General features: G+C 73.5%; 27 protein-coding genes and 1 other RNA gene. 13 read left to right on the top strand and 15 right to left on the bottom strand.

Annotation, left to right across the window (positions count from 1 at the left end):
- Positions 1–16 precede the first annotated feature (16 nt).
- Positions 17–274, bottom strand: a complete 258-nt coding sequence (locus tag OG861_RS21995; protein ID WP_329202150.1) for a hypothetical protein — start codon at positions 272–274, stop codon at positions 17–19.
- An 81-nt stretch (positions 275–355) separates the two neighbouring features.
- Between OG861_RS21995 and map the strand changes: the two genes are divergently transcribed.
- Both map and OG861_RS21985 read left to right on the top strand, forming a co-directional pair.
- Positions 356–1213, top strand: a complete 858-nt coding sequence (gene map, locus OG861_RS21990; protein WP_329194807.1) for a type I methionyl aminopeptidase — start codon at positions 356–358, stop codon at positions 1211–1213.
- A 198-nt stretch (positions 1214–1411) separates the two neighbouring features.
- Positions 1412–2059, top strand: coding sequence for a biliverdin-producing heme oxygenase (locus OG861_RS21985; protein WP_329194809.1), 648 nt, complete (start codon positions 1412–1414; stop codon positions 2057–2059).
- 55 nt (positions 2060–2114) lie between these two features.
- On the opposite strand, the gene OG861_RS21980 is transcribed toward OG861_RS21985, so the two are convergent.
- The gene (locus OG861_RS21980; RefSeq protein WP_329194811.1) at positions 2115–2774 is read right to left on the bottom strand and encodes a PhzF family phenazine biosynthesis protein; all 660 of its coding nucleotides are present in this window, start codon (positions 2772–2774) and stop codon (positions 2115–2117) included.
- A gap of 230 nt (positions 2775–3004) precedes the next feature.
- On the opposite strand from OG861_RS21980, the gene efeO reads away from it, so the two are divergent.
- The 3 genes from efeO to efeU are packed head-to-tail and all read left to right on the top strand — an operon-like array spanning position 3005 to position 6359.
- A complete protein-coding gene (gene efeO, locus OG861_RS21975; RefSeq protein WP_329194813.1) occupies positions 3005–4153 on the top strand; it encodes an iron uptake system protein EfeO in 1149 nt (382 codons plus the stop codon).
- Positions 4154–4188: 35 nt separating this feature from the next.
- Positions 4189–5475: an iron uptake transporter deferrochelatase/peroxidase subunit gene (gene efeB, locus OG861_RS21970; protein ID WP_329194815.1), complete on the top strand. Its 1287-nt coding sequence runs from the start codon at positions 4189–4191 to the stop codon at positions 5473–5475.
- A 26-nt stretch (positions 5476–5501) separates the two neighbouring features.
- Entirely contained in the window at positions 5502–6359 is an 858-nt protein-coding gene (gene efeU / locus OG861_RS21965; RefSeq protein WP_329194817.1) for an iron uptake transporter permease EfeU, read from the top strand.
- A gap of 83 nt (positions 6360–6442) precedes the next feature.
- Here efeU and OG861_RS21960 read toward each other — a convergent pair whose 3' ends face one another.
- Entirely contained in the window at positions 6443–7192 is a 750-nt protein-coding gene (locus OG861_RS21960; RefSeq protein ID WP_329194818.1) for a bifunctional DNA primase/polymerase, read from the bottom strand.
- 158 nt (positions 7193–7350) lie between these two features.
- Positions 7351–8019 carry a TetR/AcrR family transcriptional regulator gene (locus tag OG861_RS21955; RefSeq protein ID WP_329194819.1) on the bottom strand — a complete coding sequence of 223 codons (669 nt, stop codon included), beginning with the start codon at positions 8017–8019 and terminating at the stop codon, positions 7351–7353.
- A 100-nt stretch (positions 8020–8119) separates the two neighbouring features.
- Between OG861_RS21955 and ddaH the strand changes: the two genes are divergently transcribed.
- Positions 8120–8983 carry a dimethylargininase gene (gene ddaH, locus OG861_RS21950; RefSeq protein WP_443056757.1) on the top strand — a complete coding sequence of 288 codons (864 nt, stop codon included), beginning with the start codon at positions 8120–8122 and terminating at the stop codon, positions 8981–8983.
- 21 nt (positions 8984–9004) lie between these two features.
- Here ddaH and OG861_RS21945 read toward each other — a convergent pair whose 3' ends face one another.
- On the bottom strand, positions 9005–10030 hold the full coding sequence (locus OG861_RS21945) for a small ribosomal subunit Rsm22 family protein (RefSeq protein WP_329194822.1): 1026 nt from the start codon (positions 10028–10030) through the stop codon (positions 9005–9007).
- A 66-nt stretch (positions 10031–10096) separates the two neighbouring features.
- Positions 10097–11389, bottom strand: a complete 1293-nt coding sequence (locus OG861_RS21940; protein WP_329194824.1) for a Bcr/CflA family multidrug efflux MFS transporter — start codon at positions 11387–11389, stop codon at positions 10097–10099.
- Between the two features lie 138 nt (positions 11390–11527).
- Here OG861_RS21940 and OG861_RS21935 point away from each other — a divergent pair, with 138 nt between their 5' ends.
- From OG861_RS21935 to OG861_RS21925, 3 genes are read left to right on the top strand one after another with little or no spacing between them, the layout of a single operon-like run.
- Positions 11528–12289, top strand: coding sequence for an SDR family oxidoreductase (locus tag OG861_RS21935; protein WP_329194826.1), 762 nt, complete (start codon positions 11528–11530; stop codon positions 12287–12289).
- Positions 12290–12332: 43 nt separating this feature from the next.
- A complete protein-coding gene (locus OG861_RS21930; protein ID WP_329194827.1) occupies positions 12333–13208 on the top strand; it encodes a PhzF family phenazine biosynthesis protein in 876 nt (291 codons plus the stop codon).
- Positions 13209–13221: 13 nt separating this feature from the next.
- Complete coding sequence (locus OG861_RS21925; RefSeq protein WP_329194829.1) at positions 13222–13800, top strand: GNAT family N-acetyltransferase; 579 nt, start codon at positions 13222–13224, stop codon at positions 13798–13800.
- Positions 13801–13821: 21 nt separating this feature from the next.
- Here OG861_RS21925 and yaaA read toward each other — a convergent pair whose 3' ends face one another.
- Entirely contained in the window at positions 13822–14622 is an 801-nt protein-coding gene (gene yaaA, locus OG861_RS21920) for a peroxide stress protein YaaA (protein ID WP_329194831.1), read from the bottom strand.
- Between the two features lie 141 nt (positions 14623–14763).
- Here yaaA and OG861_RS21915 point away from each other — a divergent pair, with 141 nt between their 5' ends.
- Complete coding sequence (locus OG861_RS21915; RefSeq protein WP_329194833.1) at positions 14764–16206, top strand: RNB domain-containing ribonuclease; 1443 nt, start codon at positions 14764–14766, stop codon at positions 16204–16206.
- Here the strand turns inward: OG861_RS21915 and OG861_RS21910 are convergent.
- Together OG861_RS21910 and OG861_RS21905 are read right to left on the bottom strand one after the other, a co-directional pair.
- On the bottom strand, positions 16203–16799 hold the full coding sequence (locus OG861_RS21910) for a hypothetical protein (RefSeq protein WP_443056496.1): 597 nt from the start codon (positions 16797–16799) through the stop codon (positions 16203–16205). The genes OG861_RS21915 and OG861_RS21910 overlap by 4 nt on opposite strands.
- 14 nt (positions 16800–16813) lie before the next feature.
- Entirely contained in the window at positions 16814–17533 is a 720-nt protein-coding gene (locus tag OG861_RS21905) for a MerR family transcriptional regulator (protein WP_329194837.1), read from the bottom strand.
- Positions 17534–17611: 78 nt separating this feature from the next.
- On the opposite strand from OG861_RS21905, the gene rnpB reads away from it, so the two are divergent.
- Positions 17612–18013, top strand: an RNA gene (gene rnpB, locus OG861_RS21900) — RNase P RNA component class A.
- Between the two features lie 61 nt (positions 18014–18074).
- On the opposite strand, the gene OG861_RS21895 is transcribed toward rnpB, so the two are convergent.
- Genes OG861_RS21895 through OG861_RS21885 form a run of 3 tightly spaced genes read right to left on the bottom strand, consistent with a single transcriptional unit; the run spans position 18075 to position 20961 of the window.
- The gene (locus tag OG861_RS21895; RefSeq protein WP_329194839.1) at positions 18075–19364 is read right to left on the bottom strand and encodes a bifunctional RNase H/acid phosphatase; all 1290 of its coding nucleotides are present in this window, start codon (positions 19362–19364) and stop codon (positions 18075–18077) included.
- A complete protein-coding gene (locus OG861_RS21890; protein ID WP_329202152.1) occupies positions 19364–20107 on the bottom strand; it encodes a zinc ribbon domain-containing protein in 744 nt (247 codons plus the stop codon). Before OG861_RS21890 ends, OG861_RS21895 begins: the two co-directional genes overlap by 1 nt.
- Complete coding sequence (locus OG861_RS21885) at positions 20104–20961, bottom strand: Nif3-like dinuclear metal center hexameric protein (protein ID WP_329194841.1); 858 nt, start codon at positions 20959–20961, stop codon at positions 20104–20106. Before OG861_RS21885 ends, OG861_RS21890 begins: the two co-directional genes overlap by 4 nt.
- Before the next feature lie 187 nt (positions 20962–21148).
- Between OG861_RS21885 and OG861_RS21880 the strand changes: the two genes are divergently transcribed.
- Positions 21149–22213, top strand: a complete 1065-nt coding sequence (locus OG861_RS21880; RefSeq protein WP_329194843.1) for a hypothetical protein — start codon at positions 21149–21151, stop codon at positions 22211–22213.
- 42 nt (positions 22214–22255) lie between these two features.
- Here the strand turns inward: OG861_RS21880 and OG861_RS21875 are convergent, their stop codons facing one another.
- A complete protein-coding gene (locus OG861_RS21875) occupies positions 22256–23545 on the bottom strand; it encodes a helix-turn-helix transcriptional regulator (protein ID WP_329194845.1) in 1290 nt (429 codons plus the stop codon).
- A 133-nt stretch (positions 23546–23678) separates the two neighbouring features.
- On the opposite strand from OG861_RS21875, the gene OG861_RS21870 reads away from it, so the two are divergent.
- A complete protein-coding gene (locus OG861_RS21870; protein WP_329194846.1) occupies positions 23679–23885 on the top strand; it encodes a hypothetical protein in 207 nt (68 codons plus the stop codon).
- A 554-nt stretch (positions 23886–24439) separates the two neighbouring features.
- Here OG861_RS21870 and OG861_RS21865 read toward each other — a convergent pair.
- Complete coding sequence (locus tag OG861_RS21865; RefSeq protein WP_329194847.1) at positions 24440–25393, bottom strand: 3-oxoacyl-ACP reductase; 954 nt, start codon at positions 25391–25393, stop codon at positions 24440–24442.
- 23 nt (positions 25394–25416) lie between these two features.
- Positions 25417–26493 carry an alcohol dehydrogenase catalytic domain-containing protein gene (locus OG861_RS21860; RefSeq protein WP_329194848.1) on the bottom strand — a complete coding sequence of 359 codons (1077 nt, stop codon included), beginning with the start codon at positions 26491–26493 and terminating at the stop codon, positions 25417–25419.
- Positions 26494–26520: the final 27 nt, after the last annotated feature.

Genomic DNA, 26520 nt, shown 5'->3' with positions numbered 1-26520 from the left:
GGGCGCCGGTCCGGGCCTAGGGAGAGGGCGCGCTCCCGTCCGGTCCGTCCGGTCCGCCGCCGTCGCCGGTCTTGTCGTTCCACTTGGGGTCGTTCTGCCACTCCAGGTTCCGCTCCTCGGCGGTCTCCATGGCGTGGGCCGCCTCCTCGGGGCTGGAGTACGGGCCGAACCGGTCCTTGGCCGGGCACTCGGGGCCTTCCTCGACCTTGTGGTGGACCAGGCAGTAGTACCACTCGCCCGGTTTGCCCGTCTGGCGCTTCTTGAACAGGGCCATCGTCCGCCGGCTCCTCTCGTTGCGGCTCCCGCCGCTCTCTGTCGCCATGCTGCCCCATCCCCGCTGGATACACTCGCTTGCATGTCTGGCCAGTCGCTGCTCGTACCCGGCGAGCTCTCCCCCGCCCGTTCCGTTCCCGGCAACATCCGCCGGCCCGAGTACGTGGGCAAACCCGGGCCCACGCCCTACACCGGACCGGAGGTGCAGACGCCCGAGACCATCGAGGCGATGCGCACCGCCGGCCGGATCGCCGCCCGGGCGATGGAAGAGGCCGCCAAGCACATCGCGCCGGGCGTGACCACCGACGAGCTGGACCGGGTCGCGCACGAGTTCATGTGCGACCACGGTGCCTACCCCTCGACGCTCGGCTACCGCGGCTTCCCGAAGTCCCTGTGCGCCTCGGTCAACGAGGTCATCTGTCACGGGATCCCCGACTCGACCGTCCTGCGGGACGGCGACATCGTGAACCTCGACGTGACCGCGTACATCGGCGGCGTCCACGGCGACAACAACGCCACCTACCTGTGCGGCGAGGTGGACGAGGAGTCGCGCCTGCTGGTGGAGCGCACCCGCGAGTCCCTGAACCGGGCCATCAAGGCGGTCAAGCCGGGCCGCCAGATCAACGTCATCGGCCGGGTCATCGAGTCGTACGCGAAGCGTTTCGGCTACGGCGTGGTCCGGGACTTCACGGGGCACGGCATCAACACGTCGTTCCACTCGGGCCTGATCATCCCGCACTACGACAGCCCGCACGCGACCACCGTCATCGAGCCCGGCATGACCTTCACCATCGAGCCGATGCTGACGCTGGGCACGCACGAGTACGACATGTGGGCCGACGGCTGGACGGTCGTCACCAAGGACCGCAAGCGCACCGCGCAGTTCGAGCACACGCTGGTCGTGACCGACTCCGGGGCGGAGATCCTGACCCTGCCGTAGCGGAGCGGGCGGCAGCAGGCGGCGCGGCGGCATGAGCGGCAGCGGGCGGCAGCGGGCGGCGGACGAGGTTTTTGCCGACACGGCGTCGGGAAGACTGGTGGGGAGACCGGGCGGGGCGGCGGGGCCGCCGTGCCCGCGCCCGCCGACGCCCGTCCTCGTGACGCCCGCTCCTCCTACGCGAACCCTCGGAGGTCCGCCTTGGACGCCTTCTCCACGGCCATCCGTGTCGCCTCGCACGAGCAGCACACCGAGGCCGAGACCTCGACGTTCATGAGCGACCTGCTGGGCGGCCGGCTCGGCGTGGCCGCGTACGCCCGCTACACCGAGCAGCTGTGGTTCGTGTACCGGGCGCTGGAGGACGCGGCCGAGGCGCTCGAGGGCGATCCGGTCGCGGGGCCGTTCATCCGGCCGGAGCTGATGCGCGTCGCGCAGATCGAGCGGGATCTGGCGCACCTGCGCGGCCCGGGGTGGCGCGAGACCGTCACCGCCCTGCCCGCGACGCGGGCGTACGCGGACCGGGTGGCCCGGTGCGCGGCGACCTGGCCCGGCGGGTACGTCGCCCACCACTACACCCGCTACCTGGGCGACCTCTCGGGCGGCCAGATCATCCGGGACAGGGCGGAGCGGACCTGGGGCTTCGAGCGCCGGGGCGACGGGGTGCGGTTCTACGTCTTCGCGGACATCGCCAACCCGGCGGCGTTCAAGCGGGGCTACCGGGAGCTGCTCGACGCGATCGCCGCCGACGACCTGGAGAAGCAGCGCATCATCGACGAGTGCAAGCTCGCTTTCGAGCTCAACGGCGCGGTGTTCCGCGAGCTGGGCGAGCAGTTCCCCCTCAGCGCGTAGCCGGCCGCGCGACACGCGTGAGCCGCGGGAGACGCGTGAGCCGCGGGAGACGCACTCACGGCTCCCGGGGCGCGAAGCGGACGCGGCCGCCCAGTTCGACCGTTCCGTCCGGGCCGGGGGCGGTGAGGATCTGGGAGCCCGCGCCCTGGGTGATGTTCAGTGCCCGGTTCAGCTCGGCCGTCAGCAGGACCGCCGCCGAGCCGGTGGCCTCGTCCTCGGTGATCGCCCCGTCCGGGCGGCGGGGGAAGCCGCGGGCCCGGATCCGTCCGGCGGCCTCGTCCTCCCAGGCCCAGGCGTACAGCCAGCCCTCCCCCGGCGGCGGGGAGGGCAGCGCCTCCACCTCCGCGGCGCTCGCGTACTGCTCGGTGCGCTTGCCCTCGACCCATTCGGGGCGGGCGGTGATCCAGGTGAACTCCCCGTCGTCGCGGGCCCACACGGAGCCGGCCGGCGGCTGGAGTTCCTCGATGTCGAGCAGCCAGGCGACCCCGACCAGCGGGTGGCCCGCGAAGGCCATCCGGGTGCCGGGCGTGCGGATGTCCACGACCCCGCGTTCGGGGTCGTCGACGAAGACCGTCTCGCTGTATCCGAGCTCCGCCGCAAGGGCCTGCCGGGAGGCGTCGTCGGGGCAGCTGCGGCCGTCGCGCACGACTCCGAGCAGGTTGCCGTGACGGCCGTCGCCCGCGCAGAAGACGGCGAGCACGTCGAGATCATTCACCCCGGCATTCAAGCACGGGCTCCCTCCTTTGCCTCCGCTTGACCTTCCCGTGGCTCGCCCGTGAGGGCTCCGTGACGGCCCCGTGTCCGGCGGGGGGCGGTGTGCGCCGAATCACTGGACGCGCGGCGCGGGGTCAGGTAAGCCTCGGTTAAGTTAGGTCCGCCTCACCCGGCCGCCCCCCATCCGACGGGGCGGCCGTCTGCCGAACGCCAGACCCGCCAGGAGCCCCTATGCGCCCCGCCCGCTTCACCGTCGTCACCGCGGCTGCCGCAGTGGCCGCGCTCACCGCCGTGACCGGCTGCGCCGAGAAGAGCGCGGCGGGTGGCGAGGGCACGCTCCAGGTGGCCGCCTCCGACAGCGCCTGCGGCGTCTCCAAGACGGAGTTCCCCGCGGGCAAGGTCACCATCGAGGTCGACAACAAGGGCTCCAAGGTCACCGAGGTCTACGTCCTCTTCCCGGACGACCGCATCGTCGCCGAGCGCGAGAACATCGGCCCCGGCACCAAGGCCACCATCACCGCCGAGATCAAGGCGGGCGACTACGAGATCGCCTGCAAGCCCGGCATGAAGGGCGACGGCATCCGCCAGAAGGTCAAGGCCACCGGCGGCACCGCGGCCAAACGCAGCCCCGAGCTGGACGCCGCGGTCGCCGACTACCGCAAGTACGTGCAGGCGCAGGCCGACGAGTCCCTGCCCACCACCAATGCCTTCGTGGACGCGGTGAAGGCCGGTGACGTCGAGGCCGCGAAGAAGGCCTACGCCGTCTCCCGCATCGGCTGGGAGCGCACCGAGCCGGTCGCGGAGTCCTTCGGCGACATCGACCCGAAGGTCGACGTCCGCGAGGACGGCCTGGAGGCGGGCCAGGACCCGGCGAAGGACTGGACCGGCTGGCACCGCCTGGAGAAGGCGCTGTGGGCCGACAACAAGATCGGCGACGACGAGAAGAAGCTCGCCGACACCCTGATGACCGACGTGACCGACTGGCAGAAGAAGATCGGCACGGCGGAGATCACCCCCACCTCGATGGCCAACGGCGCCAAGGAGCTCCTCGACGAGGTCGCCACCGGCAAGGTGACGGGTGAGGAAGAGCGCTACAGCCACACCGACCTGGTGGACTTCAAGGCGAACGTCGAGGGTGCGCAGAAGGCGTACGAGCTGCTCAAGCCGGTCGCCGCGAAGAACGACCCGGAGCTCGCCAAGACGCTCGACACCCAGTTCGCCGCGCTGGACGCGCTGCTCGACAAGCACCGCGCGGACAAGAACGGTTACGACTTCACCTCCTACGACAAGGTCGGCGACCCGGAGCGCAAGGAGCTCTCGGACGCCGTGAACGCGCTGGCCGAGCCGCTCTCCAAGCTGGCCGCAGCGGTCACGAAGTAACGGTCGGGAACAGCGGAGCAGGCGGGAGGACCGGGATGACTGGCACGGAGCCGGTAGCGGCGGAGCACGACGGCGACGACACCCCCGAGGGGGCGACCGCGCCCTCGCGGCGTGCCGTACTCGGCTGGGGCGGGGCCGGGCTGGCGCTGGGCGCCGCCGCGGCCGGCGGTGCGGTCGCGGCGTTCGGCGGCACGTCGGACGTGGTGCCGGCGGCCTCGGCCGGGGCGGCCGTGCCCTTCCACGGCGAGCACCAGGCCGGCATCGCGAGCGCCGTCCAGGACCGCCTGCACTTCGCGGCCTTCGACGTGAAGACGAAGGACCGCGAGGAGCTGATCAAGCTCCTCAAGGACTGGACGGAGGCGGCCCGGCTGATGACCGCCGGGCACCCCGTCGGCGAGGGCGGCTTCGGCGGCCTCCCGGAGGCCCCGCCGGACGACACGGGTGAGGCGCTGGGCCTCAAGGCGTCCCGGCTGACCCTGACGATCGGTTTCGGGCCGGGCCTGTTCGCCAAGGACCGCTTCGGGCTGGAGGACAAGCGCCCCGAGGCCCTGGTGGACCTGGAGCAGTTCCCCGGCGACAACCTGGACCCGGCCCGCTCCGGCGGCGACCTCTGCGTCCAGGCCTGCGCGGACGACCCGCAGGTCGCGGTGCACGCCATCCGCCAGCTGGCCCGCATCGGCTTCGGCAAGACGGCGGTCCGCTGGTCGCAGCTCGGCTTCGGCAAGACCTCGTCCACCACCCCGGACGCGCAGACCCCGCGCAACATGATGGGCTTCAAGGACGGCACCCGGAACATCTCGGGCACCGACCGGGCGGCACTCGACCAGCACGTCTGGGCGGCCGCGTCCGACGGCAGCCCGTGGATGGCCGGAGGCTCGTACCTGGTCGCCCGCCGCATCCGGATGCACATCGAGACCTGGGACCGCACCTCCCTCCAGGAGCAGGAGGACGTCTTCGGCCGCGACAAGGGCGAGGGCGCCCCCGTCGGCAAGTCGAAGGAGCGCGACGAGCCCTTCCTCAAGGCCATGAAGCCCGAGGCGCACGTCCGCCTCGCCCACCCGGACAGCAACAACGGTGCGAGGATCCTGCGCCGCGGCTACTCCTTCACGGACGGCACGGACGGGCTGGGCCGCCTGGAGGCGGGTCTGTTCTTCCTCGCCTACCAGCGGGACGTCCGCAAGGGCTTCATCCCGGTCCAGCGCAACCTGTCGAAGAACGACGCGCTCAACGAATACATCCAGCACGTGGGTTCGGCCGTCTTCGCCGTCCCGCCGGGCGTCCGCGACAAGGACGACTGGTGGGGCCGGACGCTGTTCGCGTAGACCTGTAGACGCGTAGGAGGAACCACGTGTTCAGCAATTACCTGATCGGCCTGCGCGAGGGGCTGGAGGCCAGCCTCGTCGTCTGCATCCTCATCGCCTACCTGGTGAAGACCGGCCACAAGGACAAGCTCGGGCCGCTGTGGCTGGGCGTCGGCCTCGCGGCCGCCCTCAGCCTCGGTTTCGGCGCAGCGCTCGAGTTCGGCACGGAGCAGCTGACGTTCGAGGCGCAGGAGGCGATCGGCGGGTCTCTGTCGGTCGTCGCGGTGGGCCTGGTGACCTGGATGGTCTTCTGGATGAAGCGCACCGCGCGCCACTTGAAGGCGGAGCTCCACGAGAAGCTCGACTCGGCGCTCGCCATGGGCACCGGTGCGCTGGTGACGACGGCGTTCCTGGCCGTGGGCCGCGAGGGCCTGGAGACGTCGCTGTTCGTGTGGCGCTCGGTGAAGGCGGCCGGTGACGGCGCGGGCCCGCTGGCCGGTGTGCTGCTGGGCATCGGCACCTCGGTGCTGCTCGGCTGGCTGTTCTACCGCGGGGCCCTGCGGATCAACCTCGCCAAGTTCTTCACCTGGACCGGCGGCATGCTGGTCGTGGTCGCGGCGGGCGTTCTGGCGTACGGGATCCACGACCTCCAGGAGGCCGGGTTCCTGCCCGGCATCCTGACCAAGGCGTTCGACATCAGCGCGACGATCCCGCCGGACAGCTGGTACGGGACCCTGCTCAAGGGGACGTTCAACTTCCAGCCGGACCCGACCGTGGTCCAGCTCGTGGTGTGGGTGGTGTACCTGCTGACGGTGCTGGGCCTGTTCCTGGCGCCGTCGGCCGTCAAGGGCCGGAGCGGGCAGGGCGAGCCCGCGGACCGGCGGCCGGCGCGGGCGCAGGGCTAGGCCGGGCCGGGCCGGGCCTAAGGAACGGGAAAAGAGCGCGGGCCGGACGACAGCAGTCGTCCGGCCCGTCGCCTTTCGCGGGGTCAGCGGCCGAGGGGCCAGGCCACGGCCGCGGGGGTCTGCTCGGAGGTTCCCGCGTACTGGGCGCAGGCGTCGGTCAGGGTTTCGAGCAGCGTCAGCGGGTCCGGGAGCGGGTGTTCCACTCCGCGCAGCCATGCGACGCGCTGCTCGCCCGGGAGGGCGGCCGGCGGCAGGAGGACGTAGCTGCCGCGGCAGTGCCAGCGCAGGCCGGGGTGTTCGTCCATCGTCTCGGGGTGGCAGTCCAGCTCGCAGGGCCACCACTCGTCCTCGTCCTCCGGCGTCCCCCGGGTCGCCGTGAAGAACAGCATGCGGGCCTGGTCGCCCGTACCGCCGGACTCGGCCACCGGGCCGACCTCCACGCCGGCAGCCAGCAGCCGGGTCAGGGCGTCGCGTCCGGCTTCCAGCGGGACGTCCAGGACGTCGTGGACCATGCCGGTCGCGGTGATGAAGTTGGCCTGGGGGTGGTTGCGCGCCCATCGTTCGATCTGCGCGCGGTCGGTGGTCGCCTGGGTCTGCCAGGCGAACGAGACGGGGTGTCGCGCGGGCGTCGGACAGCCGATGCGGTCGCAGGAACACCGGTAGCCGGCCGGGTGGGCGGCGGGGGCGATCGGGAGGCCGGCGGCGGCGACGGCCAGGAGGAGGGCCTCGCGTTCCCTGCCGGGGTCTTCGGGAGCCGGTTTCGAGCGGCGGCGCAGCCACTGGGAAATCCTGCTCTGCTCGCCGCGTTGGACGCGGCCGGACTCAGACCCCATCTATCCCCTCACCTCACCGTTGCCCCCGGCGGACCTTCCCATGGTCCCACCCTCCGGGGTGCCGGGTGACCGCACCCCCGCACCGGGCCCGCCCATAAAGGCAGAATTCGGCCATATGTTCTCGGTCACGCGGGACTGCGTGACGCGGCCCCGGGTCTTTACGCGGTGCCCAGCACGGCGTCCACCAGCGCGTCCGCGAACGCGTGCGTCAGGGGAGCCGTCCGCAACAACCAGCGGTACGTCAGCGGGCCGAGCAGCATCTCCGTCATCAGTCGCAGATCCGCTCCCCCCGCCAGCTGCCCCGCCACCCGCGCGCTGCGCAACCGGTCCTCGTACAGGGCGAGCTGGGGGGCCAGCAGCCGCTCGGTGAAGCGCGCCCCGAGCTCCGGGTCGGTCGCCCCGGCGGCGGTCAGGGCGCGCAGCGGGGCGTCGTACGACGGGTCGTTGAACTCGTCCACCGTGGCCCGCAGCACCCGCTTCAAGTCGGCGGCCAGGTCGCCGGTGTCCGGGAGGCCGGTCCTGCCGTCCGCCGTCGCGGCGTCCCCGGCCAGCGCCAGGGAGGCGTCGAGCAGAACGGCCGCCTTCGAGGGCCACCAGCGGTAGATGGTCTGCTTGCCGACCCCCGCGCGGGCGGCGATGGCCTCGATGGTCAGCTTGTTGTAGCCGACCTCCCCGACGAGGGCGAGCGCGGCGTCCAGGATGGCCCGGCGGGACCGGTCGCTGCGGCGGGTGGGATCGGGGGCCTTGGTTCCGGGCGCCGTGGCTTCGGGCCTCGTGCCTCCGGTGGGTGCGGCCCCGGGGGTCTTGGTGTGGGGAGTCCTGCTCATGCCCTCAACGTACCAACGCGAGACGGACCGTCTTCCGGTTCCGGTCATTCCGATAAACCACCCAATCAGTTCACTGCGCGGTCCACGTCGAGGAGAGACGATTCTCTGCACACGCACAGCACACGCACCGCGAGTCAGTCGTGAGGAGCCTTCTTTGCGCAGAGACGCCACACCCCGGCGCTACCTGATGTGCCCACCCGCGCACTTCAAGGTCACGTACTCCATCAACCCGTGGATGGACCCCGCGAAACCGGTGGACCTGCCCCTCGCACAAGCCCAGTGGGAAGACCTGAGGGACCGCTACCGCGCCCTGGGCCACACCGTCGAGACCCTGGTTCCGGACCCCGCACTGCCCGACATGGTCTACGCGGCCAACGGCGCCCTGGTCATCGACGGCCGCGTGCTGGGGGCCCGGTTCGCCTACGCGGAACGCTCCGCCGAGGCGGAGATCCACCTGGAGTGGTTCCGGACCCACGGCTTCCGGGACATCCACGAGCCGTCCCACATCAACGAGGGCGAGGGCGACTTCGCCGTCACCGCCACCTACATCCTGGCGGGCCGGGGCTACCGTTCCAGTCCGCTCTCGCACGACGAGGCGCAGGAGTTCTTCGGCCGCCCCGTCATCGGCCTCGACCTGGTGGACCCGCGCTTCTACCACCTGGACACCGCCCTGTGCGTCCTGGACGGCGACGAGATCATGTACCACCCGCCGGCCTTCTCGCCCGGCAGCCAGGCCGTCTTGCGGCGGCTGTTCCCCGACGCCCTGATCGTGGACGACGAGGACGCGGCGGCCTTCGGCCTGAACTCCGTCTCCGACGGCCTGCACGTCCTGCTCCCCCAGGCCGCGGCGGGTCTGCTCACACCCCTGCGCGAGCGGGGCTTCGAGCCGATCCCGATGGATCTGGGCGAGCTGCTCAAGGGCGGTGGCAGCATCAAGTGCTGCACGCAGGAGCTGCGGCCGTGACGGCGCCCTGACCCCGGGGGGTCAGCGCGGCTCGGGGGCGGGCGGCCAGTCCTGTCCCCAGTCCGCGTCCCGCGCCGCCTTGTAGAGGTCACCGTGGCGCTTGGTCACGGTGGCCCGGGTCAAGCCCTCCTGCGGCGGACCGCACAGGTCCAGCAGGACCAGCCCCTTCCGGATCTGCGGCCTGCGCGTGATCCGGGAGGCGGCCGGCTCCACGGGGAAGCGCGTCGCGGCCACGTAGCTGAACTTCTCGTCCTCGTACGGGAGGGAGCCGCCCTTGACCTGCCGGTGCAGCGAGGACCGGCTGACCCGCGCCGAGAAGTGGCACCAGTCCTGGCCGACCTCGATCGGGCAGGTCCCGTCGTGCGGGCAGGGCGCGGCCACCGTCATCCCGGCGTCGATCAGCTGCCCGCGGGCCTCGCGGATGCGCAGGTAGCCCTCGGGGGTGCCCGGCTCGATCAGCACCACCGCCCGGCCGGCGCGCGCCGCCTCGGCGACGACCGCCCGGCGGGCCTCCACGGTGAGTTCGCCGAGCACGTACGACACGGTCACGAGGTCCGCCTCCGGGATCGTGGTCCCGGCGCCGATGACGGCCCGGCGCCACTCGGCCGCGCGCAGCACGGGCGACGAGGAGCGCGAGGCCAGTTCCCGGCCCAGGGCAAGCGCCGGCTCCGCCCAGTCCAGCACCGTGGTGGCGCGCGGGCCGTCCCAGGTGGCGTCCGCCGCCCAGGTCGCGGCGCCGGTGCCGCCGCCCACGTCGACGTGCGAGCCCGGCGACCACTCGGGCGCGGCCTCCGCCAGGGCGTCCAGGGCGGAACGTACGGCTTCGAAGGTGGCCGGCATCCGGTACGCCGCGTACGCCGCCACGTCCGAACGGTCGCGCAGCACGGGCACGTCGGTGGGGATCGTGCCGCGGTAGTTGGCGATCAGCCGCTCGACGGCCGCCGAGGCCTGCTTCGGCGGCAGCCCGTCGAGCAGCCCGCCGAGCGCGGAGCGCAGGGTCTCGGCGGTGGTGGGACCGGAAGCGGGAAGGGCGGCGGAGGCGTTCACCCGGGAAGTTTACGGCGCCCGGCGCGGGCCGCGCCCCGGCCGCGGCCGGCGGCCGCCCGAGGCCGCCTACTGACCCGCGGCCACCAGCGGCTCCCGGTTCTGCCACGGGCGGCACAGCCCGAGGAAGCAGGCCGCCGACAGCAGCGCGCAGACGAGCTGGACGAGCGCCATCGGCACCGCCGTGTCCTCGCCCGCGATGCCGACCAGCGGCGAGGCGACCGCCCCGACCAGGAACGAGGAGGTGCCGAGCAGCGCGGACGCGGACCCCGCGGCATGCGGCGTACGCATCAGCGCCTGCGCGTTGGTGTTCGGCATCAGCACGCCCATCGCCGACATCAGCACGAAGAGCCCGGCCGCCATCGGCGCCAGCCCCACCTTCCCGAACGCGCCGCCCGCCATCAGCAGCAGGGCGACCGCGTCCACGGTGACGACGGCGAGCCCGCAGGCCAGGACCTTGTCCAGGCTGACCCGGCCCACCAGCAGCTTGCCGTTGATCTGGCCGACCGCTATCAGGCCGACCGAGTTCAGGCCGAACAGCAGGCTGAACTGCTGCGGCGAAGCCCCGTAGATCTCCTGGACCACGAACGGCGAGGCGGAGATGTACGAGAAGAGCACCGCGAACGCGAAGCCGCCGGCCAGGGTGTACCCGGCGAAGACCCGGTCGCCGAGCAGCCCGCGCATGGTGCGCAGGGCGGCACCCACGCCTCCGGTGTGGCGCCGCTCGGGCGGCAGCGTCTCGTCGAGCGCCCGCCACACCACCAGCGTCAGTGCCGTGCCGACGGCGGTGAGGACGACGAAGACCCCGCGCCAGTCGGCGAAGCGCAGCACCTGGCCGCCGATGAGCGGGGCGATGATCGGGGCGGCGCCGGAGATCAGCATCAGCGTGGAGAAGAACCGGGCCATCTCGACCCCGTCGTACAGGTCGCGCACGATGGCGCGGGCGATGACGATGGCCGCCGCGCCGGCCAGGCCCTGGGCCAGCCGGAAGCCGACGAGGAGTTCGGTGGTGGGGGCGAGCGCGCAGACGGCGGTGGCCAGCACGTAGACGATCATGCCGGTCAGCAGGGGCCTGCGGCGCCCCCACTTGTCGCTCATCGGGCCGATGACGAGCTGGCCCAGTGCCATGCCGGCGAGGCAGGAGGTCAAGGTCAGCTGGACCGTGGCGGCGGGGCTGTGCAGGGCGGAGGTGACCTGCGGCAGCGCCGGCAGGTACATGTCCATGGACAGCGGCGGCAGAGCGGTCAGCCCGCCGAGTATGAAGGTGACGAGCAGGCCGGTTCGGCGCGCCGCCGGAGAGGGGTGCGGGAGGGCGGACGACGGCTTGCGGCCGCGGGCCGTCCCAGGGACTCTCTCCGGCATGCGCAACTCCACTCTCGTCGTCGGCTCGTCGTGTCTCGTCGGGTCTCGTCGTACGTTTTCGCACCTTTGACCGACCCATGCTCTCAGCTGTCGGAACGTCCGCGGGCGAATGTCCGCTGTGACGTACCCTGCGGCCCCATGAACGCACCTGGGAAGAAGATCGCTGTGGTGACCGGGGCCGGCTCCGGCATCGGCCGCTCCGTCGCCCTCGCCCTGGCGGCCGCGGGCTGGTCGGTGGCGGTGGCCGGGCGCCGTGCGCAGCCGCTGGAGGACACCGCCGAGGCGGCCGGGGACGGCGCCGACATGCTGTGCGTACGGGCGGACGTGAGCGATCCGGACGAGGTGGACGCCCTCTTCCGAACCGTCCGGGAGCGGTACGGGCGGCTCGACCTGCTCTTCAACAACGCCGGCACCTTCGGCCCCGGCGGGGTCCCGCTGGAGGACATCACGTACGAGGCCTGGCGCTCGGTCGTGGATGTCAACCTGACCGGTTCCTTCCTGTGCGCGCAGGCGGCGTTCCGGCAGATGAAGGCGCAGGACCCGCAGGGCGGCCGGCTCATCAACAACGGCTCCATCTCGGCGCACGTGCCGCGCCCGCACTCCATCGCCTACACCGCGACCAAGCACGCCATGACGGGTCTGACGAAGTCGCTGTCGCTGGACGGGCGGCCGTACCGGATCGCGTGCGGGCAGATCGACATCGGCAACGCGGCGACCGAGATGACGCAGCGCATGCAGAGCGGCATCCTCCAGGCCAACGGGCAGCTGGCCGTGGAGCCCGTGATGGACGCGGCTGACGTGGCGCGCACGGTGGTGCACATGGCGGAGCTGCCGCTGGAGGCGAACGTGCAGTTCGCGACGGTGATGGCGACTGCCATGCCGTACATCGGGCGGGGCTGAGCGGACGGGAATGACGGCCGGTGTCCCGGGAGTTGGGCTGATCATGACTGATACGACGGAACCGACCCGGGTGCTGCGCTACACCGCCTTCTCCACCGACCCGGCCGGCGGCAACCCCGCCGGGGTCGTGCTCGACGCGAGCGCGCTGGACGACGAGCGGATGCTCGAGATCGCGGCGGAGCTGGGGTACAGCGAGACCGCGTTCCTGACTCCCCCGCCGCAGGACCTGGACGCCGAGCCCGGACGGGGCTTCACGCTGCGGTTCTTCAGCCCGAAGGCGGAGGTCTCCTTCTGCGGGCACGCCACCGTCGCCACCGCCGTCGCGCTGGGCGAGCGGATCGGTCCGGGCGCACTCGTCTTCGCGACTCCGGCGGGCACCGTGCCGGTATCGGTGACCGAGGCCGACGGGGGCCTGCGGGCGGTGCTGACCAGCGTCGAGCCGCACACCGAGGCCGTGTCCCCCGAGGACCTCGCCGAGGCACTGGCCGCGCTGGACTGGCCGGCCGCCGACCTCGACCCGGCCTTCCCGCCGTGCATCGCCTACGCCGGGGCCCGCCACCTCGTGCTCGGCGCCGCGACCCGCGCCCGCTTGGGCCGCCTGGACTACGACTTCGCCCGGCTGGAGGCGCTGATGCGCCGCCTGGACCTCACCACGGTCCAGCTGGTGTACCGCGAGGGCCCGGAGCTGTTCCACGTCCGGGACCCGTTCCCGGTCGGCGGCGTCGTCGAGGACCCCGCCACGGGGGCGGCGGCGGCCGCGTTCGGGGCGTACGCGCGCGAGCTCGGGCTGGTCCCGGAGGGGGCGACGCTGACGCTGCGCCAGGGAGAGGACATGGGCCGGCCCGGGGTCCTGACGGTGGAACTGCGGCCGGGTGACGCCCGGGTGCGGGTGGGCGGCGCCGCGGTGGCCCTCGCGTGACGGGCGCGGCCGCGTGATCGAGGTGTACGAGGTGCTCCCGGCCGGGGTCGCCGCGCAGGTCGGGGCGCTGGAGGCGGTGACCTGGCCCGGGGCGGGGTCCGGCCACGACCCGGCGCTGGCCCCGCGCACCGTGGTGCTGTGGGACGGGGACGGGGAGGGGGCCGGGGAAGGGGCCGGGGTGGTGGCCGCCTGCCTGACCCTGCTGCGCAAGGAGATCCGGTTCGCGGGCGGCACGTACCGCGCGTCCGGGCTCAGCGCGGTGGTGACCCGGCCGGAGCTGCGCGGGCGGGGCCTCGGCGGCCGCCTGGTGAGGGCGGCCCGTGAGCTGCTGGCCGCCGACCCGGAGGTGGACGTGGCCCTGTTCAGCTGCGACCGGGAGCTGACCCCGTTCTACGAGGCGGCCGGCTTCGCGCACCTGCCCGGCACGGTCCTGCTCGGCGGCACCCCGGCCGATCCGCTGCCGAGCGACCGGCCGGGCTTCGACAAGTCCGTCCTGGCGGCCTTCTTCACCCCGGACCCGGCGGCCACCCGCGCGGTGTTCACGGCCGCGCGGATCCCGTTGTACCCGGGGCCGGTCGACCGCCTCTGGTAGCAGCGGCCGCCCGGTCCCGGCTCAGTGGATCTGCGTCACCACGACGTCCAGCGACCACGGCTTCGCCGGCTTGCCCGGCTCCTGCGCCTCCACCGCGTAGCCCAGCTCCCGCAGCGCCTCCACCAGCTCCGCGGGGCTGCCCGGTACCGCGCCCGCCAGCAGCAGGTCCCGTACCAGCCGGCCCTTCGTCGCCTTGTTGAAGTGGCTCACCACCGACCGCTTCTCCACCCCGTCGACCACCTGGGAGTGCAGCACCCGCACGGTCGCCGTCCGCCCCGCGACCTCCCCCTTCGGCTTCCAGGCCGACGCGTACGCGGAGGAGCGCAGGTCCAGCACGAGGCCCTCCCCCGCCGCCTGTGGCATGGCCTCCGCCATCGGCGTCCGCCAGTACGCGCCCAGCGCGCCGAGCCCGGGCAGCTTCACGCCCATCGAGCACCGGTAGGTGGGGATCCGGTCCGTCATCCGCACCGCGCCCCACAGCCCGGAGAACACCAGCAGCGACCGCTCGGCCCGGGCCCGCGCCGGCTCCGGGAGGCCGGCCAGGCCGAGGGCGTCGTACAGCACCCCGGTGTAGATCTCCCCGGCGGGCCGCGCGACGGCCGACCGCAGCTCCGCGTTCTTGGCGACCTCGCCCCGCAGGCCCTCGCTCAGGCCCAGCACCTCGCGCGCCTTGGTCTCGTCGGCCGCGCACAGTTCGACGAGCTCGTCCAGCACGGCCGCCCGTGCCCCGGCCAGCCCGGGCAGCGACAGCGATCCCAGGTCCAGTGGTGCGCCGGAACCCCCGGCGGCCTTTCCCTCGGAGGGCGGCAGCAGCACGAGCACGGTGGTTCTCCTTCGGTACGACACGGCGCAGGGGGTGCGGCCCCCGGCGCCCAGCGTAAACGGCGCGGCGCGGGCGGACCGACGCGTCCGCCCGGCGGGATTCGACGGGCAGTACGGGGCCGCCCCCCATAGGCTCGGTCCATGCCACGCCGTCACCTGCACATGACCGGCGCGGACGGGGCCGCGCTGCGGGCCGCGCTGCGCGCACTGCGGACGAGGCTGGGCGCGCCCAAGCAGTTCCCCGCCGCCGTGATCGCCGAGGCCGAGTCGGCCGCCGCGCACCCCCGCCTCCCGTCGACCGACGTGACCGGCATCCCCTTCTTCACCATCGACCCGCCCGGCTCCGTCGACCTCGACCAGGCCATGCACCTGGCGAAACGTCCCTCCGGCGGCTACCGCGTGCACTACGCGATCGCCGATGTCGCCGCCTTCGTCACCCCCGGCGGCGCCCTCGACGCCGAAGCCCACCGGCGGGTCACCACCCTCTACTTCCCCGACGGGAAGGTCCCGCTGCACCCGGCCGTGCTCTCGGAGGGTGCGGCCAGCCTGCTGCCCGGCCAGAGCCGCCCCGCGCTGGTGTGGCGGCTCGACCTGGACGCCGACGGCCGGGTGGAGAGCGCGGAGGTGCGCCGGGCCCTGGTCCGCAGCCGGGCGAAACTCGACTACGCCACCGTCCAGGAGGCCATCGACTCCGGGACGGCGGATGAGGCCCTCGCTCTGCTCAAGACCGTCGGGACGCTCCGCGAGGCCCTGGAGGTGGAGCGCGGCGGGATCTCCCTGAACGTGCCCGAGCAGGAGGTGGTGGAGCAGGCCGGCTCCTACGCGCTCGCCTTCCGGGTGCCGCTCCCGGCGGACGCCTGGAACGCCCAGATCTCCCTGATGACGGGCATGGCCGCCGCCGACATGATGCTCGCCGCCGGGACCGGGATCCTGCGCACCCTGCCCAGCGCCCCCGACGGCGCGGTCGGCCGGCTGCGGCGAGCGGCGAAGGCCCTGCGGATCGACTGGCCCCACCACGTCCCGTACGCGGAACTCGTCCGCTCCCTCGACCCGCACCTGCCCGCCCACGCCGCCTTCCTCCAGGAGTGCACGACCTTGCTGCGCGGCGCCGGGTACACGGCCTTCGCCCCCGGTCAGACCCCCGTCCCGCTGCTGCATGCCGCGGTGGCGGCCCCGTACGCGCACTGCACCGCACCGCTGCGCCGGCTGGTCGACCGGTACGCCGGTGAACTGTGCGTGGCGGCGTCCGCCGGGGCCGAGCCGCCGGAGTGGGCCGTCGCCGCACTGTCGGCGCTGCCGCACGAGATGGCGGAGGGCACCCGGCTGGCGAACACCGCGGAGCGGGAGTGCGTGGACCTGGTCGAGGCGGCCGTGCTCAAGGACCGGGTCGGCGAGACCTTCGAGGCGACGGTGATCGACGTGAAGGAACACGAACCGCAGATCGGAACGGTCCAGCTGGAGGACCCGGCGGTGGTCGGCCGCATCGAGTCCCCCACGGCGCAGCTGCCCCTCGGCGAACGCATCCGCGTCCGTCTCACCCGGTCCGACCCGGGCACGTCCAAGATCCTCTTCGCCCCTGCCTAGGCCGTCTGGTCCGCGGGTCCGCGCCTCAGGGCGGCGACCACCGCGCGGGGGTCGTCGGCGTGGAAGCGGACCGTACGGGCCCGCGCGCGGGCCCCGAGCGGCCGGACGAAGTCCAGCGGCCGGGCCAGCTCCAGGGTCACCGTGGTCTGACCGCCGACCACCAGGTCGAGCACCCCGTCCTCGGACACCGTGACGAGCCGCCCCTGGGGGTAGCGGCGCTCCACCCGGACCGAGGCCACCGCGTCCGGCGGGACGGTGAGGCCGAAGAGGACCCCGTAGCGGATCCGCAGCGAGCCGTCGGCGCGCACGACGTGCGGCCGCTGCACGCAGGCGGCGTGCAGGGCGAGCACCGCCAGGACGCCGTACCCGTCGAGGACCAGCAGCACCCGGGCCACGACGGGCCAGGGGACGAGGAGTTCCAGGGCGACCGTCTCCACCAGGGCCACGAACAGCAGCCCGTACATCATGGCCGTCTGCGGTCCGGTGTACCCGGCGGCGACATCGCCCCCGCCGACCCCCTGCGGCGGCTTGCGCAGCACCCACCGCCCGAGCGCGGCTGCGGCCCGCACTTCGTTGCCCACCAGCCGCCGCACAGCCCCTACGCCCCTCATCCCCGGACCCGTTCCGCGAAGGCGTCCATGACCCGGCGTACGACTTCCGCCTGCGCGGGGGCGTACTCGGCGAGCAGGGCCTCCTTGAACCCGGGGAGGTCGAGGCCCGTGCCGGGCGCGATCGCCGCGAACGCCTCGTCGGGGACTGCCGCCACCAGGTCGGCGGCGAGCGCCGGGATGCGGGGGTCGTCGGCCGCGGCGTCGGCGAGCGCGTCCAGCCTCTCGTACAGGGCGAGTACCGCCGGGTCGGCGGCCAGCAGGGCCAGTGCGGCGTACAGCTCCCGGGTCCCGGCACCGGTCGCGTCGAGCAGCGTCAGGTGCTCCCGGTCGAGCACGGCGCTGGGCGAGGACGTCGGCGGCGCCTCGTCGAGCAGCCGGGCGAGCGCGGGCGGGGCGTCCCCGCCGGACAGTTCCGCGAGCCGCCGCCGGCGTGCGGCCAGTTCGTCCTGTTGCCGGGCCAGGTCCGCGTCGAGCTCCGCCAGGATCTCGGCGAGCTCGCGCCCCGCGTCGTCGGCCAGGACGTCCCGCACCTCGTCCAGGCCCAGCCCGAGTTCGGTCAGCCTGCGCACGCGGGCCAGCAGGACGGCGTCCCGGACGGTGTACGTCCGGTACCCGTTGGTCAGCCGCGCCGGTTCCGGGAGCAGGCCTATGTGGTGGTAGTGGCGTACCGCCCTGGTCGTGACTCCCGCCAGGGCGGCGATTTCTCCGATCCGCATGGCGCCCAGTAGAAACCCTGCCGCTGCGGCAAGGTCAAGCCGTGACGGCCGAGCCGGTAGCATGGTCGGCACGACAGACGAGTCGGCCGGGCGGCCGCGTCGGGGTCCTCGGATCCCGCCGAGGAACGTCCGGGCTCCACAGGGCAGGGTGGTGGGTAACGCCCACCCGGGGTGACCCGCGGGACAGTGCCACAGAAAACAGACCGCCAGGGGCTTCGGCCCTCGGTAAGGGTGAAACGGTGGTGTAAGAGACCACCAGCGCCTGAGGTGACTCAGGCGGCTAGGTAAACCCCACCCGGAGCAAGGTCAAGAGGGGTCGTCTCCGGACGGCCCTGCGCGGACGATCGAGGGCTGCCCGCCCGAGTCCGCGGGTAGACCGCACGAGGCCGGCGGCAACGCCGGTCCTAGATGGATGGCCGTCTCCCCGGCGACCGCGAGGTCTCCGGGCGACAGAACCCGGCGTACAGGCCGGCTCGTCTGTCCTCCGTCGCAACGGCCCGGAGCCCCCGCCACAGTGTGGCGGGGGCTCCGGCGCGTGTGCCTAGCGCAGGTGCGAGGTGTCGTTCAGGAGGCGGACCGAGGCGTTGCCGTCGGCGTAGTAGGCCACCGCCGACAGCGAGGCGGCCGACAGTTCCATCTTGAACAGGGACTCCGGGGGCGCGCCGAGCGCGAGGCGGACCAGCGTCTTGACCGGGGTCACGTGCGTGACCAGCAGTACCGTGCGTCCCGCGTACGCCTCCAGCAGGCGGTCGCGGGCGGCGGACACCCTGCGGGTGACGGCGGTGAAGCTCTCGCCACCGCCCGAGGGGGCCGCCTTCGGGGAGTCCAGCCATGCCTGGAGGTCGTCCGGGAAGCGCTCCCCCACCTCGGCGAAGGTCAGGCCCTCCCACGCACCGAAGTCCGTTTCGCGCAGGCCCTCTTCGATGACGACCGGCAGTCCGAGCCGGTCCGCCACCGCCTGCGCGGTCTCCCGGCAGCGGCGCAGCGGGGAGCTGACGACGGCCTCCACGGTGCCCCGCGCGGCCAGCGCCCCCGCCACCGCGGCGGCCTGGCGGCGGCCGGCCGGGGACAGTTCGGGGTCGGAGCCGCCGCTGCCGGAGAAGCGCTTCTGCGGGGTCAGCGCCGTCTCGCCGTGGCGCAGCAGCACGAAGGTGGCCGGGGTACCCAGGTCGGGACCCCATCCCGGCGCCGGCGCCGGCGTGGCGGGGCCGGGCTCCGCGAACAGGGTGTCCGCCGCCTGCTCGGCCCCCGCGGCGGGTGCCGGCGTAACGGATGGGGCGGCGAGGGCCGCGCGGACCGCGGCCGCCCCTGCCGTGGCGTCGCCGGGAGGGCCCGACGGCGGCGGGGTCGCCAGGGCGCGCGCCACCGAGTGGTCCAGGGCGGCGGAGGAGGCCGACGGCTCCCACTGCCGGCCGTTGCGGCCCGCGTCCATGGCCTCGTTGGCGAGCCGGTCCGCGTGCTTGTTGCGCTCCCGCGGGATCCACTCGTACGTCACCTGCGCGCGTGGCAGGATCGCCGCCGCCTCGGTGGCCAGCGGCTTCATGTCCGGGTGCTTGATCTTCCAGCGGCCCGACATCTGCTCGACGACGAGCTTGGAGTCCATGCGTACGAGGACCAGCGCGTCGGGGGCCAGCTCGCGGGCGGCTTTCAGCCCGGCGATCAGCCCCTTGTACTCGGCCACGTTGTTCGTCGCGACGCCGATGTACTCGGCGCGCTCGGCCAACGTCTCGCCCGTGGCCGGGTCGAGGACCACCGCGCCGTAGCCGGCGGGCCCCGGGTTGCCCCGGGATCCGCCGTCCGCCTCCACGACGAACCGGACGAGCCTCGGCATCAGATCCCCGAGTCCGCCGTACGGACCAGGATGCGGCCGCAGTTGTCGTGGCGTACGACCTGGTCGCGGGCGGCGGCCTTGATCTCGTTGACCTCGGCCATGTCGAGCTCCAGGCGGCAGCCCTCGCAGCGGCGCTGGTACAGGCGCGCGGCGCCCACGCCGCCCTGCTTGACGCGGATCTTCTCGTACAGCGCCATCAGCGCCTGCGGCATGGAGGCGACGATGACCTCGCGGTCCTTGGTGATGCCCGCGGCCTCGGCGTCGAGTTCGGCGGTGGCGGCGTCGCGGCGCGCGGTGGCGTCCGCGAGCTTGGCCTCCAGGCCGGAGACCCGCTCGGTCAGCTCGGTGACGCGCGCCTGCGCGGCCTCCAGGCGTTCCATGACCTCCAGGACCACGTCCTCCAGGTCGCCCTGACGCTTGGCGAGGGAGACGACCTCGCTCTGCAGGTTCGCCAGGTCCCGGGCCGAGATGCCCGCGCCGGAGTCCAGTCGCGCCTGGTCGCGGGCCGCGCGCTGGCGGACCTGGTCGACGTCCTGCTCGGCCTTGGTCTGCTCCCGGGCGGCGTCGCTGGCCTGCGTCTGGGCGGCGACGAGCAGGTCGCGCTGCTGGGTGAGGTCCTTGGTCAGGGAGTCGACCTCGGCGTGCTCGGGCAGCGACTTGCGCTTGTGGGCGAGCTGAGACAGCCGGACGTCCAGGGCCTGGACATCGAGAAGTCGGATCTGGTCGGCGGGCTCGGCGTTCAGTTGGGGGCTCCAGGGTTGGTAGGGGAGGTGACGGACGGCGCGTGCGCCGTCCACGGGTCGGTGACCGTGCGCGAGACGTGGGTGCGAAGACCCCAGCCGTGGCGCTCGGAGATCGCGTCGAGCTGCGCGGCGGCCTGCTCGCACCAGGGCCACTCGGTGGCCCAGTGGGCGGCGTCGACGAGCGCGAGCGGGCTCTGCTCGCGGGCCTCGGACGCGGGGTGGTGGCGCAGGTCGGCGGTGAGGAAGGCGTCCACGCCGGCGGCGCGGACCTGCGCGAACAGGCTGTCTCCGGAGCCGCCGCTGACGGCGACGGTGCGGATCAGCGCGTCCGGGTCGCCGGCGGCGCGGATGCCCTGCGCGGTGTGCGGCAGGCGGGCGGCGGCGCGGGCGGCGAAGGCGCGCAGGGTCTCGGGGTGGTCGAGTTCGCAGATCCGGCCGAGGCCGCGGCGGCCCGCGGGGTCGGTCGGGTCGGGCACGAGGGGGCCGGTGACGCGCAGGTCCAGGGCGCCGGCGAGGGCGTCCGAGACGCCGGGGTCGGCGGTGTCGGCGTTGGTGTGGGCGACGTGCAGCGCGATGTCGTTCTTGATCAGCGTGTGCACGACGCGGCCCTTGAAGGTGCCCGCTTCGACGGTGGTGGTGCCGCGCAGGTAGAGGGGGTGGTGGGTGACGACGAGGTCGGCGCCGAGCCGCACGGCTTCGTCGACGATCTCCTGCACCGGGTCGACCGCGAACAGGACCCGGGTGATCTCGGCGTCGGGGTCACCGCAGACGGTGCCGACGGCGTCCCACTGCTCGGCCCGCGCGGGGGGCCAGAGAGCGTCGAGGGCGGCGATGACTTCGCAGAGACGGGGCACGGGCCAAGGCTACCGTCCGTGGCGGCCGCTGGTGGCGGTGCCGGGGGACCCCGGCACCGCGCAGCACAGCCACCCCCCGCGCCACATCCGAATCGCCGGGCCGCCACCCGTATGTGTGAAGCGGGTGAGGTGGTGCTGTCCGTCAGGAAGTGCGAAAACTAGCTTCCTCACCGGAGGTGACGCACGGATGACTGTCTGTGCCATCGAGATGACGACGGCTGCCGCGTTCACGATCGCGGCGGACGGGGCGTACGCCGCGCGGCTGGCCGGGGAGGGCCAGGCGCGGTACCCGGAGCGCTGGACTCTGGCCGGGCCCGAGCCGTACGCGGTGCCGCTGCCGCTCGGGCAGCCGGAGGAGGCGGACAGCGAGGTGCTGCCGCTGACCGACGGGCGGGTCCTGATCCACCGCCGGGTCGCGGACCGGCACGCCTTCGCGCTGCTGTACCCGACGGGCGGCGCCGGGGCCGGGCCGCGCACCGGGGAGCTGCCGCTCGGCGCCGTCGTCCCGGCTTCGCAGGAGGTACGGGTCTTCCTGCTGCCGCCGTCCCCGGACGGGCACGGCGCCTACGCCCTGGCGGTGGCCGCCGAGGAGACGGTCCTGTGGCAGGTGGCCGGGGCTCCGGGCGGGCCCCGGCGGGCGGCGATCCTCGCGGGCCGCTGCTCGGGCGGCGTCTGGCTGGACCGGGCGGGCCGGCTGCTGTCGCTGGACCGGGAGCTGGAAGGCCGCACCAAGGCGGTGGTGGTGGACCTGGCCCGGGGCGGGGAGGTGACCCCGCTGCTGCAGATCGCCGAGCACAGCGACGACCGGCTGCTGCTGGCCGAGCCGGACAGCGGGCTGCTGCTGATCCGCTCCGACGCGCCCGGCGAGCCGCGCCTGGCCTGGGGGGTGCTGGGCAGCGAGCGCCCGGTCCGCTTCCCGGAGTGCCTGCGGTCGGCGGACGCGGTGCCGTTCGCGGTGCAGCCGGGGCAGGCGCTGATGCCCGAGAGCTGTGGGGTCGCGCTGCGGGTGCCCGAGGGCATCGCCCTGTGGCGCCCGGCCGACCGGCAGGTCTTCCGGATCTCCGCCCCGATGGGCTGGCTGGGTGCGGGGCTCTGGACGCCGCAGGGGGTGCTGCGCCTCCCCTGCGCCACGCCGGAGGTGCCGTGCGCGGTCGTCACCCTGGCCCAGCCGGTGCCCCCGCCGCCGCCGGTCCGGATCACGCCGCCCGTGGCACCCCGCCCGGTCCCCCTCCAGCAGGCCCCGCTGAACTGAGGCGGAGCGTTTCGTGACGCACGCGCCCTTTCGTGACGGTGCTCAGGCCGGGGCGGCGTCTTCGGGCCGCGCGGACCGGTGCTTCACCCGGGCCCGGTAGGCCCGCGACCGGCAGGGGGGCGAGCAGTACCGCGCGGGCCGGCCGGCCGGCCGGTCCCCACCACTGCCGGGTCCGGACAGCGGCCCGCCACAACCGGCGCAACGGGCCACGGCCCCGGCCTCGGGGGCGGGCCCGTTACCGGGCTCCGGCTCCCGTTGCGGGCCGGGGGCCGAAGCCGCGGCGGGGCAGCCGGTCAGGCCCTGCCGCTCGGCGATGACCCCGGCCTGGAAGCGGCTGCGGGCGTCGAGGCCGTCCAGGATCTCGGAGACGTGACGGCGGCAGGTGCGCAGGGAGATGCCGAGGCGGCGCGCGATGGAGTCGTCCTTGAGCCCCTTGGCCAGCAGGACCAGGATGCTCTGCTTCATGGTCTCGGAGATGTCGTGAGCGGCACGCGGACCGGTGGCGAACGGGGTCGCCTGCTGCCAGTCGCGTTCGAAGACGTCCAGCAGGTAGGCGAGCAGGTCGGGTTCGCGGATGATCAGGGCCCCACCGGACCGGGCGGGGAGCAGCGCCAGCGCCGAGTCCACCACGATCATCTGCGGCAGGACCTCGGGAAGGGTGCGGATCTCCGCACCGGCTTCGATGAGCTGCGCGGCGTGGCCGCGCGTGGCCTGGTCGAAGCGGGTGGCGTGCTGGTAGAGGCTGCGCATGCGGATGCCGCGGCCGAGCAGCGCCACGTCCCGGGGCAGCGCCTCGCGCAGCGCGGCGGCCGGGAACGCACCGCCGTGTTTGGAGACGAGCACCTCGCTGCGGCAGGAGTCGATGACGTCGGACAGCAGCGCCCGGACGGCGAACTTGTCCGGCAGGTGGTCGATGGTGCCCTGCGGGAAGGCGTGCTGGCGCGCCTGGAGGTAGACGGGCAGGAGCGCGGCCAGCCCTTCGCGCTGGTCCTGGATGCGCTGGCGCTGTTCCCGCAGGGCCTGCTCGTGCGCGCGCAGCGCGGCGTCACTGTCGGACAGCAGCCGCGCGGCGGCGGCCTGGGGACTCACCGGCTGCCAGCCCGCGGGCTCCTGCCCCCCGCCGCCGGGCAACGGCTGGAAGAGGCAGGCTCCGGTGAGCGTCCGCACCGCCTCGCGGCACTCCTGCTCGCTCAGCCCGGTCTCGGCGGCCGCCTGCGCCAGGGCGGCGGGCAGGAGGAGCTCGTGCACGATCGTCCAGCGGTAGAGCGTGACCGCCGCACTGTCGAGACCGGGGATTCCGGTCACGGGGTCCGCCCCTGCCTTCGGCTCCATGGCGTTGCCTCCTAAAGATGCATGACACACAGATGATCCTCTGCGGAGCTGTCGGCAGGCGGGACCGACTGCCGGGCTGGTGGCATCGGCCGGGATGTTCGGCCGAAACCCTCCCTCATGGCCAGGAGTTGACGTGATGCGTTTGGTCGCCGTACGAGCACTGGTCGCACTGGTACTGGGCACGGGTCTCGGCTGGTCCGCCGCGGCCGCGTACGGCGACGGCGGCGCCCCCGACCATGCATCGGTCGCCGCCGCCTCCGGGGAGGGTCGGCCCGGCAAGCACTGTGTCGTGACGACGGCCTGGGGCGACGCGTGGTGCCCCGGCAAGCCGCTCGACTGAGCCGCCCGGGAGACCGGGTGAGGGGGCGGCGGACGCCATCCGCTGCCGGTTGGGTGGTGTGGGCCCGACCCCGCTCTTCGATTGATGAACGCCCGCCGTTTGACGAGCAAGCCCATCCGAGCGGAAAGAAACATCGTCACCCACAACGGATGCGGCAGCAGTGGCCGTCGTCTGCTGGTGGCCGGCCTGTGCGCGGCGAGCGCCGTCGCGGTGCTGGGCGCCGGCGCCGGGAGCGCGCAGGCCGCCGGCTACCGGGTGTCTGGCGGCACGTACGCGGATTCCACGCAGTGCATACAGGCCGGTTCGCTCAGCATCGGGCTCGGGCTGTACAGCCGCTACGAGTGCAACCCCAACTGGGGGTTCCCGGGTTCGAGGTGCTGTTGGCCCGGTAGCGGAAGCGTGCCGCCTCAACGAGGGCCGGGTCTACGTCGCCATGCTCCTCAACCCGGCGGCGAAGGACGTCAGGTAACGCCGGGTACACCGACGGGTGTGGTGCAGCCGGAACCCCTGGTCCCGGCCGCACCACACCCGCTCCGAATACCGGCTCCGGGGGCCTAGTCGTGCTTGAGGCCCAGGACCTCCGCCGCCGCGAAGGTCTCGTTCGGCGGGCGGGAGTCGTAGTGGGAGGTGAGGAGCCCGTCGAGTTCCTCGAAGGTGAACGCCTCCTTGGAGGTGTCGAACTTCGCGGCGACCTTGGGGCGTTCCATCACCGCCACGATCCCGCCGTGCACCACGAACAGCTGCCCGTTGACCTTCGCGGCCGCCGGCGAGGCGAGGTAGCCGACCAGTGGGGAGACGTGCTCGGGGGCGAGGGCGTCCAGCTTGCCCTCCTCCGGTTCCTGGAAGCCCGTGAACACGTCCTCGGTCATCCGGGTACGGGCGCGCGGGCAGATGGCGTTGGCGGTGACCCCGTACTTGGCCAGGGCCAGGGCGGTCGAGGTGGTCAGGCCCACGATTCCGCCCTTGGCCGCCGCGTAGTTCGGCTGGCCGGCGCTGCCGCCGAGGAAGGCCTCGGAGGAGGTGTTGACGATCCGGCCGTACACCGGGCCGCCGGCCGCCTTCGACCGCTCCCGCCAGTGCACGGAGGCGAAGTGGGTGGTGTTGAAGTGGCCCTTGAGGTGGACCCGTATCACCGAGTCCCACTCCTCCTCCGACATGGAGAAGACCATCCGGTCCCGCAGGATGCCCGCGTTGTTGACCAGGACGTCGAGCTTTCCGAAGCTGGCGACCGCCAGTTCCACCAGCTCGCGCGCCTGCTCGAAGTCGGCCACGTCACCGAGGTGGGCCACCGCCTGTCCGCCCGCGGCCCGGATCTCCTCGGCCACCTCCTGCGCCGGGGCCGCCGACGCCTCCCCGGAACCGTCGCGGCCGGGCTGGCCGAAGTCGTTGACGACCACGCTCGCCCCGAGCCGCGCCAGTTCGATCGCCTCGGCCCGGCCGAGCCCGCGGCCCGCGCCCGTGACGAGGGCGCTGAGCCCCTCGAGCGGCCGCTCATGTGGCAGTGACATCTCCCGCGTTCCTCTCGTCCGGCTCAGAGTTCGATGCAGGTGCGCAGGGCCACGCCCGTACGCATCTGGTCGAGGGCGTCGTTGATCTCCCCGAGCCGCACCCGGTGCGTGATCAGGCTCGCCAGGTCCACCCGGCCGGCCCGCCACAGCGCGATGGTGCGCTCGTAGGAGCGGAGCACGTCACCGCCCCCGTACATCGAGGGCAGGATCTTCTTCTCGTCGAAGAAGAGCGAGAACATGTTGACCGAGTAGTCGTCGTCCAGCGCTCCCGCGCCGACGACCACGACGGAGCCGCCGCGCCGGGTCATCTCGTACGCGGTCCGGGTCGTCGCCGACTTGCCTACCACCTCGAAGACGTAGTCGAAGCCCTCCCCGGCGGTGATCCGGTTCTTGGCGTCGCCGAAGGCGTCCGGCGCGACCGCCTCCGTCGCCCCGAACCGGAGCGCCGCCTCGCGGCGCGAGGCGACCGGGTCGACGGCGACGACCTGCGCCGCGCCCTGCACCTTGGCGCCCTGGATGACGGAGATGCCGACGCCGCCGCAGCCGATGACCGCGACCGAGGAACCCGCCTCGACCTTCGCGGTGTTGATCGCCGCGCCGAGCCCGGTGGTCACGCCGCAGCCGATCAGGGCGGCGATGTCGTAGGGCAGGTCGTCGGGTATCGGCACGGCGCACGCGGCGGGCACCACCATCTCCTCGGCGAAGGTGCCGGTGCCGGCGAAGCCGAAGACGTCACTGTCCGCGCGGCGGAAGTTGGGCGTCGCCACGTTCCCGAAGGACTCCAGGCACAGGTGGCCCTGGCCGCGCTTGCAGGCGGGGCAGTGTCCGCACGGTGGCAGCCAGCAGACGAGGACCCGGTCGCCGATCTCGTGGGTGGTCACCCCGTCGCCGACGTCGACGACGTCGCCCGAGCCCTCGTGGCCGGGGATGAAGGGGGCGGGCTGCGGCAGTACGCCGCTCATCGCGGACAGGTCGGAGTGGCACAGGCCGGTGGCCTTGATGCGGATCCTGACCTTGCCGGGGCCGAAGCCCACGGCCTCCATGTCCTCGACGACCTCCAGCTTGTCCTGGCCGATCTCGCTCTGCAGCGCTGCGCGCACGGTGCGGCTCCTTCGGTTCGTTCGTCG

It is taken from the genome of Streptomyces sp. NBC_00539 (assembly GCF_036346105.1).
Lineage (GTDB): Bacteria > Actinomycetota > Actinomycetes > Streptomycetales > Streptomycetaceae > Streptomyces.
Note: the sequence above shows the minus strand (reverse complement) of the source record. Positions and strands in the feature narration are given on the sequence as shown.